The organism is Cytobacillus oceanisediminis (assembly GCF_022811925.1).
Taxonomy (GTDB): domain Bacteria; phylum Bacillota; class Bacilli; order Bacillales; family Cytobacillaceae; genus Cytobacillus; species Cytobacillus oceanisediminis_D.
Map to the genome: position 1 here is coordinate 2570772 of NZ_CP065511.1, position 13984 is coordinate 2584755.

General features: G+C 42.8%; 13 protein-coding genes. All 13 read left to right on the plus strand.

Annotated features, from left to right (window positions below; translation table 11 throughout):
- Nucleotides 1-68 precede the first annotated feature (68 nt).
- The 13 genes from IRB79_RS13025 to parC all read left to right on the plus strand — a co-directional run bounded on the left by IRB79_RS13025 (nt 69) and on the right by parC (nt 13694).
- The gene (locus IRB79_RS13025; RefSeq protein WP_279401063.1) at nt 69-482 is read left to right on the plus strand and encodes a BMC domain-containing protein; all 414 of its coding nucleotides are present in this window, start codon (nt 69-71) and stop codon (nt 480-482) included.
- Nucleotides 483-505: 23 nt separating this feature from the next.
- Nucleotides 506-790, plus strand: a complete 285-nt coding sequence (locus IRB79_RS13030) for a BMC domain-containing protein (protein WP_009334686.1) — start codon at nt 506-508, stop codon at nt 788-790.
- A 26-nt stretch (nt 791-816) separates the two neighbouring features.
- A complete protein-coding gene (locus IRB79_RS13035; RefSeq protein ID WP_243508932.1) occupies nt 817-1524 on the plus strand; it encodes a hypothetical protein in 708 nt (235 codons plus the stop codon).
- A 13-nt stretch (nt 1525-1537) separates the two neighbouring features.
- Nucleotides 1538-1816, plus strand: a complete 279-nt coding sequence (locus IRB79_RS13040; protein ID WP_048010084.1) for a EutN/CcmL family microcompartment protein — start codon at nt 1538-1540, stop codon at nt 1814-1816.
- 3 nt (nt 1817-1819) lie between these two features.
- On the plus strand, nt 1820-3631 hold the full coding sequence (locus IRB79_RS13045) for an adenine deaminase (protein ID WP_243508934.1): 1812 nt from the start codon (nt 1820-1822) through the stop codon (nt 3629-3631).
- A gap of 67 nt (nt 3632-3698) precedes the next feature.
- A complete protein-coding gene (locus tag IRB79_RS13050; RefSeq protein WP_243508936.1) occupies nt 3699-4382 on the plus strand; it encodes a cyclase family protein in 684 nt (227 codons plus the stop codon).
- A 20-nt stretch (nt 4383-4402) separates the two neighbouring features.
- Nucleotides 4403-5029, plus strand: a complete 627-nt coding sequence (locus IRB79_RS13055) for a DUF1989 domain-containing protein (protein ID WP_243508938.1) — start codon at nt 4403-4405, stop codon at nt 5027-5029.
- On the plus strand, nt 5026-6198 hold the full coding sequence (locus tag IRB79_RS13060; RefSeq protein WP_243508940.1) for a M20 family metallopeptidase: 1173 nt from the start codon (nt 5026-5028) through the stop codon (nt 6196-6198). Before IRB79_RS13055 ends, IRB79_RS13060 begins: the two co-directional genes overlap by 4 nt.
- Nucleotides 6195-7532: a 5'-deoxyadenosine deaminase gene (locus IRB79_RS13065; RefSeq protein WP_243508942.1), complete on the plus strand. Its 1338-nt coding sequence runs from the start codon at nt 6195-6197 to the stop codon at nt 7530-7532. The genes IRB79_RS13060 and IRB79_RS13065 overlap by 4 nt, the downstream gene beginning before the upstream one ends.
- A gap of 70 nt (nt 7533-7602) precedes the next feature.
- Entirely contained in the window at nt 7603-8463 is an 861-nt protein-coding gene (locus IRB79_RS13070) for a GNAT family N-acetyltransferase (RefSeq protein ID WP_243508944.1), read from the plus strand.
- A gap of 72 nt (nt 8464-8535) precedes the next feature.
- On the plus strand, nt 8536-8949 hold the full coding sequence (locus IRB79_RS13075) for a CoA-binding protein (RefSeq protein WP_243508947.1): 414 nt from the start codon (nt 8536-8538) through the stop codon (nt 8947-8949).
- Between the two features lie 315 nt (nt 8950-9264).
- Nucleotides 9265-11247, plus strand: coding sequence for a DNA topoisomerase IV subunit B (gene parE / locus IRB79_RS13080; protein WP_252217958.1), 1983 nt, complete (start codon nt 9265-9267; stop codon nt 11245-11247).
- Nucleotides 11244-13694 (plus strand): DNA topoisomerase IV subunit A, encoded by a 2451-nt coding sequence (gene parC, locus IRB79_RS13085; RefSeq protein WP_243508950.1) that lies wholly within the window; start codon nt 11244-11246, stop codon nt 13692-13694. Before parE ends, parC begins: the two co-directional genes overlap by 4 nt.
- The last annotated feature ends 290 nt before the right edge of the window (nt 13695-13984 follow it).

Genomic DNA, 13984 nt, shown 5'->3' on the forward strand with positions numbered 1-13984 from the left:
ACAGATCAGCACAATAATTCCTAAAAATTTAGCCGGTCTGACAATTTCATAGGAGGAGGATTCTTCAGTTGCAAGCATTGGGTTTGATTGAAACCGTTGGTTATTCAACAGCAGTTTCTGCAGCAGATGCAGCCGTAAAAGCAGCAGATGTAGAAATTGTAGGAATTGAAAAAGTAATAGGTGTGGATGGCTATCTGGGCGTCACAATTCATTTTAACGGCGATGTGGCAGCTGTAAAGTCTGCAGTCGATGCCGGTGTGAGTTCAGCAGAGAGAATAGGGAAAGTAATTTCTGCTCATGTTATCCCGCGTGCTCACAGTGAAGTAGCCGGGAAGCTGCTTCCGCAATTTAAGCTGAAAGAAATGCATATGGAAACAGATGCTGAAAAAAAGGATAAAGCTGAAGAAGAGCCGAATGGAAAAAAGCAAGCTAAAGAACTAAATGAACATAACGAAAATAATAATGACAAACCATCAGTTTAATAAACTTAAGGAGGAAACACACAATGGGTGAAGCATTGGGATTAATCGAGACGAAAGGTCTTGTCGGCGCAGTTGAGGCAGCGGATGCAATGGTTAAGGCAGCAAACGTGGAGATCTGCGGATATGAAAAAGTGGGATTTGGACTTGTAACAGTTATGGTCAGAGGAGATGTCGGAGCCGTTAAAGCTGCCACTGATGCAGGTGCTGAAGCTGCCAGCAGAGTAGGAGAACTCATCTCGGTCCATGTCATTCCAAGACCGCACAGCGAAGTTGAAAGAGCTCTATTATCAAAAAATATCGGTGAATAAGCATGAGGAGCAAAAAGCAGAGTGTTATGGCGAAAAACACTCTGCAGGCGCTTTACATGCGAAATAATAACTGCAGAGACAGAAAACCTCATATCCTGGCTCTATTAACCTCTCATATGATAGGAATGGAACCGGGATTTTCTTACTTGAAAAAGTTAATACAGAAAGATATTACACTTAGAATGGCTGCTGAAGAAGAAATGCTGACCCAATTTCCGCTTGAGGAGTTAGTTTTTCTGACCGGGAATGACGATTGGATCTCTGCTTCATTGATTAATGATCAGCTTCTTGATCATTTTGATGAAATCCTTTTGCCTATTCTATCATTTTCTTTAATAGCAGATCTATTAACCCTTAACGAACAAAGGCCTTTGGTGCGGATCATACTAATGTGTTTATTAAAAGGGAAACGGGTTACGGCTTTGAAGGCTGGAGGTGATCCTTTCAGCCAATATTGGAAACTGAAAGGAATGGATAAAGGTCCGGACTTATTAAAAAGAAAACTTAATGGGCAGATGGCAGAGCTAAAGATGCTTGGCATAAGATTAATAGATTTCAATGATGGGGCAGACTTTACTGTTCAGCAAATGAAGAAAACAGTTATTTCAGATGAGACAGTCCGGTTTGCCTATTTGAGCAAGCTTAATCAGCTAACTGTTCCAAAAGGGGCTATCATAACCCCCCTGGCAAGAGATACAGCAAAGGAACTTAAGATCGAAATTATTTTACTTTAAGGAGTAGGTCTTTATGCAAATGGGAATAGTGGTTGGCCGTGTAACTGCCACAAGAAAAGATGATAATCTGGTGGGCACAAAACTATTAATTACCCAGCCTATAGGATTGGACGGCTCAATGTTACCGAACCCCATTATAACCGTTGATACTGTTGGTGCCGGCATTGGCGAGAAAGTCATCTATGTGACTGGAAGCATGGCATCAAGAGCGGTTCAGAATAAAGATGCTCCTATCGATGCTGCCATTATCGGAATTATTGACAGTGTAGAAGGAATGGAAACAGGGGGTTAATAAATGGATGCAAAAAATATCAAAAAGGCAGTGCAATACCGCAAGCTTATTGATGTATTGCTTGATTCCAGCCAGTATGCAGATGTAGTTCTGAAAGGGGGATACTTTATTAATGTGATCACCCGGGAGATCTATGAAGCAGACGTAGCGATGAAAGGCGAATATATTTTAATGGCAGGGGACGCAAAGGACTTAATTGGGCCAAAAACGAAAGTGGAAAACATTCAGGGGAAATTCGTTTGTCCAGGGTTCATTGATTCTCATATGCATTTTGAGAGTGCGATGCTGACTTGTACGGAATTCTCCAAGCTTTCCATTCCGACAGGAACCACCACGCTGATTGGTGATCCGCATGAAATTGGGAACGTCCTGGGTGTTCACGGAATGCAGGCAATGATTGAAGAAGCTAAGACACTTCCAAACCGGGTATTATTTACGGTGCCTTGTGCTGTGCCTGATGCTCCAGGACTTGAAACATCCGGCTTTGATGTGACATCAAAGGATATGAAAGAGCTTTTGGCAGACCCATATGTGCAGGGAATTGGGGAAATTCAAAGCTTCAGCAATATCGGGCCCGTATATGAGCATGCACCGGAATTAATAGACGACCTTGTTGCCGCAGTTTCATATGCAAACAGCATAGGGAAGACGGTTGAAGGGAACGCGCCGGGATTGTTTGGAAAAGAGCTTGCAGCCCATATTATCAGCGGAGGGAACCATGTGTCCTGCCATGAAACTACGACGAAAGAAGAAACAGTGGAAAAGCTTCGCAATGGTGTAAGTGTGTTCATGCGTGAAGGCTCCTCCCAGAGAAATATGGCAGACTGCATCAGGGCTATTACAGAGGATGGACTGGATTCCCGCCGTGCAATCCTTGTATCGGACGATATGGTGCCTGCTGATCTGTTAAATTTCGGACATATGAACGATATTGTCCGCAGAACCATTGCAGTAGGGATTGATCCAGTGGAAGCCATCCAAATGGCGACCATTAATCCGGCCACCCATTTTGGCTTTAAGGATGTGGGGGTAATTGCACCAGGCAAAAGAGCAGATGTTGTCGTGATCAGCGATCTGAACAATATGACAATTGATCAGGTATACCTGGCAGGGAAAAAAGCAGCTGAAAAAGGCGAATTAACCATAGATATTGCTCCTTACATATATCCGGAAAGTGTGAAAAAGTCAGTGAAGCGGAAGCCTGTAACAGTGAAGGAACTCGCTATTGAAGCTCCAGGAAGCCGTGCAAAAGTAAGGGCAATTGAAGCTATACCTTTTCAGAACTTAACTGGCGGAAGCGAATTCACATTGAATGTCAAAGACGGCATTGTGCAGCCGTGCCTAAAGCAGGATGTTCTGCCTCTGCTGGTTGTTGAACGCCATGGCAGAACCGGAAAAATCGGCAAGACGTTTCTTCATGGCTTTGATTTGAAAAGCGGAGCCATAGCAGAAAGTGTTGCTCATGATACACACAATATCATTGTAACAGGAACTAACTACGAAGATATGGTCACGGCGGTGAACCGTGTCATTGCCATGGATGGCGGAATAGCCATGATAAAGGATAGCAAAGTAGTAGGTGATCTTCCTCTCCGGATTGGCGGATTAATGACAGATGAATTAACTGGAAAAGAAATGAGTGAAAAGGTCGATGAATTGTCGCAGCTTGCCAAAGAAGTTCTTGGCTGCGGTATGGAAGTTCCCTTTATGCATTTATCATTCTGGTCATTGGTAACAAGCCCTAAATGGAAAATTACAGATATGGGGCTTATTGATGTAGATAAGTTTGAGGTCATTCCAACCATTATTAATTGATCATTAAAGCGGCGTTCTCTGCCGCTTTCCATATAGTAAAAGATACAGCAGGTAAAGGAGGAATACCATGGGAGTTAAGCTTGTAGATTTAACGCAGGAAATTTATCAGGGGATGCCTGTTTTTCCCCTTCATCAGAAAACAATGATCTTCCCGAATATCTCCCACGAAGAAAGTGAAAAGCAAATTGGGTTTATGTTTGCAACTAATAATCTATTAATCAATGAACATGGTCCAACTCATAGTGATGCAACTTATGAATATGATCCAAACGGCCAATACATCGATGAAATGCCGCTTGAGTATTTTTACGGGCCAGCAGTTTGCCTGGACGTATCCCATATCAAGCCCCATCAATATATTACAGACCGTGACCTCGAGGATGCACTGAGGAAATCACAGCAGTTTATTGAAAAAGGAGATATCGTCCTCCTCTATACAGGCCACTACAATCGGTCTTATGGTACTGATAAATGGCTCACCACGTATACTGGCCTGGATTATCAGGCAGCAAAATGGCTGGCTGAAAAAGGTGCAGTCAATATAGGCATTGATGCTCCGGCCATTGACCATCCGGATGATCCAAAGTACTCCGGACATCTTATTTGCCGTGAATACGGAATAACAAATACGGAAAATCTCTGCAATCTCGACCAGATCGCAGGCATGCGATTTCTATATTTCGGACTCCCTCTCAGAATTCGGAAAGGAACGGGATCTCCGATTCGTGCGGTTGCAGTTTTCATTGAATAACAACAAAGGCTGGTGATCAAATGAAAGAGGTTTTTAACAGAGGCAAGATCCGGGACGAAATTATTATCCCGCCGTATGAAGGAAGAAGCGCACTGATTCACAAAGGGGAAGAGCTGATTATTATTGATATGGAAGGAAAACAGGTTGGGGACTTTGTCTGCTTTAACTATGAAGATCCCGGGGAACATGTTTCACCTGTCCATATGCGGGCTTCACTAAGCAGCATACGGCTTAAAACGGGAGACTGGCTTTACAGCAACCGCCGCCGTCCGCTAATGCAGCTGTTGGAAGATACTGTTGGAAAACATGATTTCTTCTTTCCGGCATGTGATTATTACCGCTACAAAGTTGATTTCGACAAAGAGGACCACCCTAATTGCCATGATAATATTGCGGATGCATTGAAAAAGTATAATATTCATCCTCCGATTATTCCGGATCCCATTAATATCTTTATGAATAATGTCCTTGATGATGCCGGGGATTATGTCATTGCAGAACCCCTTTCCAAGCCTGGCGATTACATAAGGCTGAAAGCACTGTGCGATGTTGTCATTGCCTGTACAACTTGTTCCCAGGACATGGCGCCTGTTAATGGGTTTAAAGTGACCCCTATTAAAATGCAAATTATGGAGGCAGATTCATGAATGATATTCAGTTTCTTCAGCATCTGCTCCAAATTGACAGCTCCAATCCGCCCGGAAACGAGCATTTAGTGACTGAAGCTTTTATTAACAGATGCAAGCAAAATGGTCTGCCGTTTAAAGTGACCATGCTTGATGAGACTCGAAGCAATTTTGAAGTTACGCTGCCAGGAAAAAGCGGTAAACAGCTATTCTTATGCGGCCATATGGATACAGTTTCACCTGGAACAGGAGAATGGGTTTACTCCCCTTTTTCAGGGGAAATCGCAAATGGCCGGATTTATGGCAGAGGAGCTTCTGATATGAAAAGCGGCCTTGCAGCAATGTTCCTGGCTTTGGAGGAGCTGTATCTTTCAAATATTCTTCCGCCAGCAGACGTTACCTTTTTGGCAACAGCAGGGGAAGAAGTTGACAGCTGCGGTGCCAGGGTTTTTTTAAACGAAAATGATGGCCGAAAAATTGATGCACTTGTCATTGCCGAACCGACAAATGAAAAAATTGTGATTGGCCATAAGGGAGCCCTTTGGCTTGAGATCACAGCTTATGGAAAAACCTCTCACGGTTCCATGCCGGAACAGGGAATCAATGCAGTAGATCATATGCTGAAAATAATCCGGGTATTGGATGAAATGAAAAATGAATGGAAGACAGAAAAGAAGCCCCTCGGACAAAGCAGCCTGGCTGTTACCATGATTGAAGGCGGAGTGCAGACTAATGTCATTCCGGATAAATGCAGCATCAGAGCAGATATTAGAACAGTTCCCCCTCAATCCCATTCCCATTTTATAAACAAGCTAAAATCCAAACTAGATGTTCTATTGGATCAGGGCGAAATTTATAAATACAGTGTTGAACCCCTTCTTGACCGTCCATCTATTTTAACTGATCCTGCTCGGGACATTATTCAAATTGCGCAGATGGTAAAGGGCGAATCGGAAGCGGACCATTACGGGGTGTCCTACTATACAGATGGTGCTGTACTTAATCCAAGGAGTGAAATTCCTACCTTGATTTATGGCCCAGGTGATGAAAAGCTCGCGCATCAGCCAAATGAGTGGGTTAGTCTGGCGGCATATCAGCGCTCCATTCAATTTTACAGACAGCTTATTATGTCATATGGAACGCTGGAGCCGTCAGAAGTAACTCCAATGCGAGGGGGAGGAAGAAATTGAGCAGTATTCTGATAAAAAACGCTGAAATTATTACAATGAATGCAGCTGAAGAAATCATTTTCGGAGACTTATATATTGTAGATGACCGCATTGCCGAAATTGGACAGAACTTAACACATAACGCAGATAAAGTAATCGATGCCAGCGGAAAGACGATCATTCCAGGATTTATTCAGACACATATCCATCTGTGCCAGACATTATTCCGCGGGCAGGCTGATGATTTGGAGCTTCTTGATTGGCTGAAGCAAAAGATCTGGCCGCTTGAGGCTTCGCATGATGAAGAGTCCATCTATTATTCTGCTATGCTCGGAATTGGCGAATTGCTCCAGAGCGGAACAACAACTGTAGTGGACATGGAAACGGTTAATCATACCGAATATGCCTTTCAGGCCATTGCCGAAAGCGGCATACGGGCACTTGCCGGAAAGGTCATGATGGATAAAGGGGATGAGGTCCCTGTTCCGTTAAGAGAAAATACCTCCAAGTCCATCCAGCAAAGCGTGGATCTCCTTGAAAGATGGCATAACCGTGATAACGGACGCATACAATATGCCTTCTGTCCCCGATTTGTCGTTTCCTGCACAGAGGAATTGCTGACAAATGTCAGGGATCTCTCTGCACAGTACAATGTAAGAGTTCATACTCATGCATCGGAAAATGCCAATGAAATTCTGCTTGTTGAAAGAGAACTGGGCATGCGGAATGTAGTTTACCTGGACAGCATTGGGCTTGCCAATGAAAGGCTGATACTGGCCCATTGTGTTTGGCTTAATGAAGATGAAAAAAGAATCATTAAAGAGCGGGGCGTAAAGGTCAGCCATTGTCCGGGATCCAATCTAAAGCTGGCATCAGGTGTGGCAGAAATTCCATCCTTATTGGATCAAGAGGCTTTTGTAAGCCTGGGGGCGGATGGGGCTCCCTGCAATAACAATCTGGATATGTTTAATGAAATGAGACTGGCTGCCATCATTCAGAAGCCTGTGCACGGACCAACAGCAATGAATGCGAGAACCGTCTTCAGAATGGCGACGATCGGCGGAGCTAAGGCAGTTGGAATGGAACAGGAAATCGGAAGTCTGGAGCCCGGAAAGAAAGCAGACCTTGCTATCCTTAATCTGAATGATTTTCATGTATATCCGTCATTTGATATCGATACTATCTCGAGGATAGTCTATTCAGCCACTCGTGCAGATGTAGAATCTACCATTGTCAATGGGAAAATTGTGATGGAAAATCGGAAGCTGAACACAGTTGATAAAGAAATGGTTTTAAAAGAAGCGAACTCCAGCATAAAAAGGCTGCTCAAAAGATTAGAGACAGCAGTTTATTAATCTTCTAATTCGGCTGAAAACATATCAGCCGGTTTTTTTATGGTAAAATATAGTAAAGGGGTGTGATGTTGTGAAAGCCGAAATTTTAGATCATGCAAATCTAATGCAGGCTTCTGAGTTTATTGCAGAATTGAACGCCTTGCCAGAGTGTCATATAGGGTATTTGGGGACCAGTCAAAACGATATTTATCAAAGTCTGGAAGAAATGAATCGTGATGCCGTATCAGCTGCATTTATTGTCTGGGAGGGTGATGCTCTTGCTGGTTTTCTGGGTGCAGATGCCGATCTTAATAAAGGGACAGCGGAGTTATGGGGACCTTTTATACAGGAAAATGAACTTATGAGACTACTATGGGAAAAAGCACTCCATTATTTTGAAGGAAAGCTGCATACATACTTTATATTTGCAGATACATCCAACCATGCGGCAGCCGAATTTGCATCAAAAAACGGATTTAGGCTGCAATCGGCTCAAACATACATGGAACTGAAAGATAATTCAAGCAATGGTTTAAGAAAGGTCAGTTTATTGCCGATTCACTTTCATAGTGAATTTATTCATTTGCATGATACCTTATTTCCTCATACATATTATTCAGGAAAAGAGATTATCGAAAGAATGAATGATGATCATAAAGTCTATACATCTCTTGATGCTGATGGATTAAATGGCTATTTATATGCAGAATACAATCGTGAAGAAAAAGAAGGAAGCATTGAATTCATTGGTGTGGATCCCAATAAGCGCATGAAGGGGATTGGACGGAATTTGCTTGAAATGGCGATTCATGATCTTTTTATGAATAGTGGAGCCAAAAGCATTAAGCTTTGTGTAGAGACAACAAACGAGAAAGCGCTGTCTATTTATAAAAAAGCAGGGTTTAAAGTTGAGAGATCATTGAATTTTTATAAGCTTGATATTCGGGAATAAGAGCAATAAGTTAGTGTGCTTTTGCGTTTTTAGGTAAAATATAATTAACCAGATAAAATTGGAGGGAACAAAATGGCTATTGAAAACCCAAGCAGGGACGAAATCGGTGTCCTCTTAAAAAAGGCAAAGCGGATTGCTGTTGTAGGATTAAGCGGAAATCCTGAACGCACATCCTATATGGTATCAGAGGCGATGCAAAAAGCTGGATATGAAATCATTCCGGTTAATCCGTCTGTTGATGAAGTTCTTGGTGTAAAGGCAGTGCCTAGTCTTAAAGACATCGAGGGGCATGTGGATATCGTTAATGTATTCAGGCGATCTGAGTTTCTTCCGGAAATCGCGCGGGAATTTGCTGAAATAGATGCTGATATCTTCTGGGCTCAGCTTGGAGTGGCAAACCAGGAAGCATATGATTTTCTAAAAGAAAAAGGGTACATTGTCATCATGGACCGCTGCATTAAAGTTGAACATGCTCTGACGAAGTAAACTCAGCATGAGGTCTCTATAAGATCTCATGTTTTTTATTTTTTATAGAATCCCTGTAAATAAAGGGTTTATGCAACGGAAATAATCAGGATAAATCTTTTAAATCCCAAGATCTTATTTGCCAAAACCAAATAAATAGATAAAATAAAGCATAGACCATCCTAATTTATATGGTAAAATATAAATATAGAACACCTGTTCGAATATTGTTTGTTCACAAAGAAAATTGGCTGTGCAGCCGAATTCTTATACGGGTGTTCCATTGCCGTGATTTTGGCGGCATGTGTTTTTGCAGGAAATGAAAGGGGTATGTTCGTGGCAAGAAATCAGGAAGCTTTTGACTACAATGATGATGCCATACAGGTACTCGAAGGGCTTGAAGCTGTTAGGAAACGCCCTGGGATGTACATTGGAAGTACGGATGCAAGGGGTTTGCACCATCTTGTATATGAGATTGTCGATAATGCTGTCGATGAAGCACTGGCAGGTTACGGGGATCATATCATTGTCAGAATACATAAAGATAATTCAATAAGTGTTCAAGATAAAGGACGCGGTATGCCTACAGGTATGCACAAAATGGGCAAGCCGACTCCAGAAGTTATATTGACTGTCCTTCACGCTGGGGGAAAGTTTGGCCAGGGAGGCTATAAGACAAGCGGCGGGCTGCATGGTGTTGGTGCATCCGTAGTCAACGCCCTCTCCGAGTGGCTTGTTGTTAAAATTAAACGTGACGGCTTTGTGTATGAACAGCGTTTTGAGCAGGGCGGAAAGCCGGTGACCACGCTGGAAAAGGTGGGTAAGACAAATCAATCAGGGACTACCATCCACTTTAAGCCAGATCCGTCGATTTTTTCGACTACCACGTATAATTACGAAACACTCTGCGAGCGTCTACGTGAATCTGCTTTCCTTCTTAAAGGAATGAAAATAGAAATCATAGATGAACGCAATGACTTTCATGACGTTTTTCACTATGAAAATGGCATAGAAGCATTTGTTGAATATTTAAATGAAGAAAAGGATGTTCTTCACCCTGTAGTAAGCTTCGAAGGCGAAAGTAATGGTATTGAAGTGGACTTTGCTTTTCAATTCAATGATGGATACTCAGAAAATGTCCTTTCATTCGTCAACAACGTCCGCACAAAAGACGGCGGTACGCATGAGGCTGGATCCAAAACAGCGATGACAAGGGCTTTTAATGAATATGCCCGCAAAGTGAATCTTCTGAAGGAGAAAGATAAAAACCTGGATGGAGCAGATCTGCGGGAAGGATTCACGGCTATCGTCTCTGTTCGTGTCCCGGAGGAGCTTTTGCAGTTTGAGGGCCAGACGAAAGGCAAACTGGGAACCAGTGAAGCACGTTCGTCTGTTGATTCTGTTGTATCCGAGCATTTGTCTTATTTCCTTGAAGAAAACCCTGAGACAAGCTCCCTGTTAATCAAAAAGGCGATTAAAGCTTTCCAGGCAAGAGAAGCTGCCCGCAAAGCACGTGAGGAAGCAAGGAGCGGGAAGAAGCGGAAAAAATCTGAAGCAATGCTTTCTGGAAAACTTACCCCAGCACAATCACGGAACCCGCAAAGAAACGAATTATATCTGGTTGAGGGAGATTCTGCCGGGGGATCTGCTAAACAGGGAAGGGACAGGCGCTTCCAGGCTGTGCTCCCGCTTAGAGGTAAAGTAATCAACACAGAAAAAGCAAAGCTCCAGGATATCTTTAAAAATGAAGAAATCAATACGATTATCCATGCAGTTGGGGCAGGCGTTGGCGCAGATTTTAATCTGGACGACGTCAACTACGATAAGGTAATCATCATGACAGATGCCGATACGGATGGAGCACATATTCAGGTGCTTTTGCTCACTTTCTTTTACAGGTATATGAAACCGCTGCTTGAAGCGGGCAAGGTGTTCATTGCGCTGCCCCCCTTGTATAAAGTAAGCAAAGGTTCAGGCAAAAAAGAAGTGATTGAGTATGCATGGAGTGATGATGACCTGCAGGATACCATTAAAAAAGTGGGTAAGGGCTATATGCTTCAGCGCTATAAAGGGCTCGGAGAAATGAACGCTGATCAGCTCTGGGAGACGACTATGGATCCAGAGTCGCGCACACTGATCCGCGTAAAGATTGATGATGCAGCAAGAGCTGAACGCCGTGTGACCACATTGATGGGCGATAAGGTTGAACCTCGCCGCAAATGGATCGAATCCAATGTAGCGTTCGGTCTTGAAGAAGATGGAAGTATACTTGAAAATGAGAATATTTCAGTACTAGAGGAGGATGGTGTTGAATCATGAGTTCTGCTGAAAAATTCCGGGACCTTCCTCTTGAAGATGTATTAGGCGACCGCTTTGGGCGTTATAGTAAATATATTATTCAGGATCGTGCGCTTCCAGATGCACGTGATGGGCTAAAGCCCGTTCAAAGACGGATTCTTTATGCCATGCATGTAGAAGGCAACACACACGAAAAGGGCTTTAGAAAATCTGCTAAAACAGTCGGAAATGTAATCGGCAATTATCATCCGCATGGCGATACATCTGTATATGACGCCATGGTGCGGATGAGCCAGGATTGGAAGGTTCGAAACCTTCTAGTTGAAATGCACGGTAATAATGGGAGCATCGATGGAGATCCTCCAGCAGCCATGCGTTATACAGAGGCGCGATTATCGGCCCTTTCTTCCGAATTGCTGAGAGATATTGAGAAAAGAACAGTTGAATTTATCCCGAACTTTGACGATACGTCTAATGAGCCAACCGTTTTGCCGGCTGTCTATCCGAATTTGCTTGTCAATGGCTCAACAGGTATTTCGGCTGGTTATGCAACTGACATTCCGCCGCATCATTTAAATGAGATTATAGATGGTGTTATTTTACGGATGGATAAGCCCGACTGTTCTATCGATGATCTGATGGAGCATATTAAAGGGCCGGACTTCCCTACTGGAGGCATCATCCAGGGAATCGAAGGAATTAAAAAAGCTTATGAAACAGGAAGAGGGAAAATCATTGTCCGCGGAAAGGCCGAATTCGAAGATTTGCGCGGAGGAAAAAAGCAAATTGTCGTTACTGAAATTCCTTATGAAGTGAATAAAGCAAATCTGGTAAAGAAGATTGATGAATTCCGCCTGGACCGGAAAGTAGAAGGGATTGCCGAAGTTCGTGATGAAACAGACCGGACGGGCCTTCGTATTGTGATAGAGTTAAAAAAGGATGCGGATCCTGAAGGCGTCCTTCATTATCTGTATAAAAACAGTGATTTGCAGATCCCTTATAACTTCAATATGGTTGCCATCCACAATCGTCACCCGAAATTAATGGGATTAAGAGAGCTGCTGGATGCCTATATAGGCCATCGTAAAGAGGTTGTTACACGCAGATCACAGTTTGAGTTGCAAAAGGCTGAGGCGCGTCAGCATATCGTTGAAGGCCTGATGAAGGCTCTTTCTATCCTGGATGAAGTGATTGCAACGATCCGGGCTTCTAAAGATAAAAGGGATGCGAAAGATAATTTGATTGCGAAGTTTGAGTTCACTGAACCTCAGGCAGAAGCAATCGTTTCCCTGCAGCTATATCGCTTAACCAATACAGATATCACTGCCTTAAGAGCAGAGGCTGAGGAGCTTGCTAAGCTAATCGGCGAGCTTAAAGCTATTCTGGAAAGCGAGAAGAAGCTGCTCTCTGTCATTAAAAAAGAGCTAAGGGATGTCAAAAAACGCTTTGCGGATGAACGCCGTACCAGAATTGAAGCAGAGATAGAGGAAATTAAGATCAATCTTGAGGTGCTGGTAGCCAGTGAAGATGTGATTGTAACGGTAACGAAGGAAGGCTATGTCAAGCGTACCAGCCAAAGATCGTTTGCCGCCTCTAACGGACAGGATTTCGGCATGAAGGATTCAGACAGAATTATTGCCCAGCTTGATATGAATACAACCGATGTTCTCCTTGTATTTACGAATAAAGGCAACTATCTGTACTGCCCAGTTCATCAGCTGCCGGATATCCGCTGGAAAGATCTCGGTCAGCATATTGCCAATATCATTCCGATAGACAGGAATGAATCGATTGTCCGGGCAATTCCTGTAAAAGATTTTGAGACGGAAGAATATCTTCTGTTCATGACGAAGAACGGCATGGTAAAGAAAACTGAGCTAAAAGCTTATAAGGCCCAAAGATATTCTAAGCCGCTTGTTGCAGTTAATGTAAAAGGCAATGATGAAGTTCTTGATGTTTATTTAACAGATGGCACGAAGGAAATATTCCTTGCCACCCATCAGGGATTCGGCCTTTGGTTCCATGAAGAGGAAGTGAGTATCGTTGGTGCCCGTGCTGCCGGCGTTAAAGGCATTAACCTGAAAGACGGCGATTTTGTTGCAGGTGCTCAGCTTATTGAGGATCAGAAAGAGCAGGCTGTCGTGATTGTTACACAGCGAGGTTCCATTAAAAAAATGAAGCTGAGCGAATTTGATCGGACTTCCCGTGCCAAGCGCGGTGTAGTGATGCTTCGTGAATTGAAATCAAACCCTCACCGTATTGTTGGCTGTGTGATTGTACGCAGCAAAGATAATTTATACATTGAAAGTGAAAAAGGCCATATAGAAGCAGTTAATGCTTCATCAATCCGTTTTAATGACAGATACTCTAATGGATCATTCATTATTGATGAATCCGAGAGCGGCAAGGCAAAATGCATCTGGAAGACTGAAGTCCAGGAAGATGATGCAGGCCAGGTGACTGAATAAGATTTATTTGCCCCTGTGAAAACAGGGGCTTTTATCGTTATAAGCTGTAGGGAAATTGGTTCATCCGGTTTTTGATGACTATATTGAGGTTAAAGATTTGTGAAGTTAAAAAGGATTCTGAATAATATTATTCTTCTGATAGTTATTTTGTATAAAAAATTAATATAATCTCATGTGAAACCGATTAAAAATATTTGTTTTTGAATTGGGAATAACAATGTTTTCCGCTTAATATCAGGGTTTTTGAAAATTTTTAAACCATTGGAATGAATATTCGACTTGTCTATTAA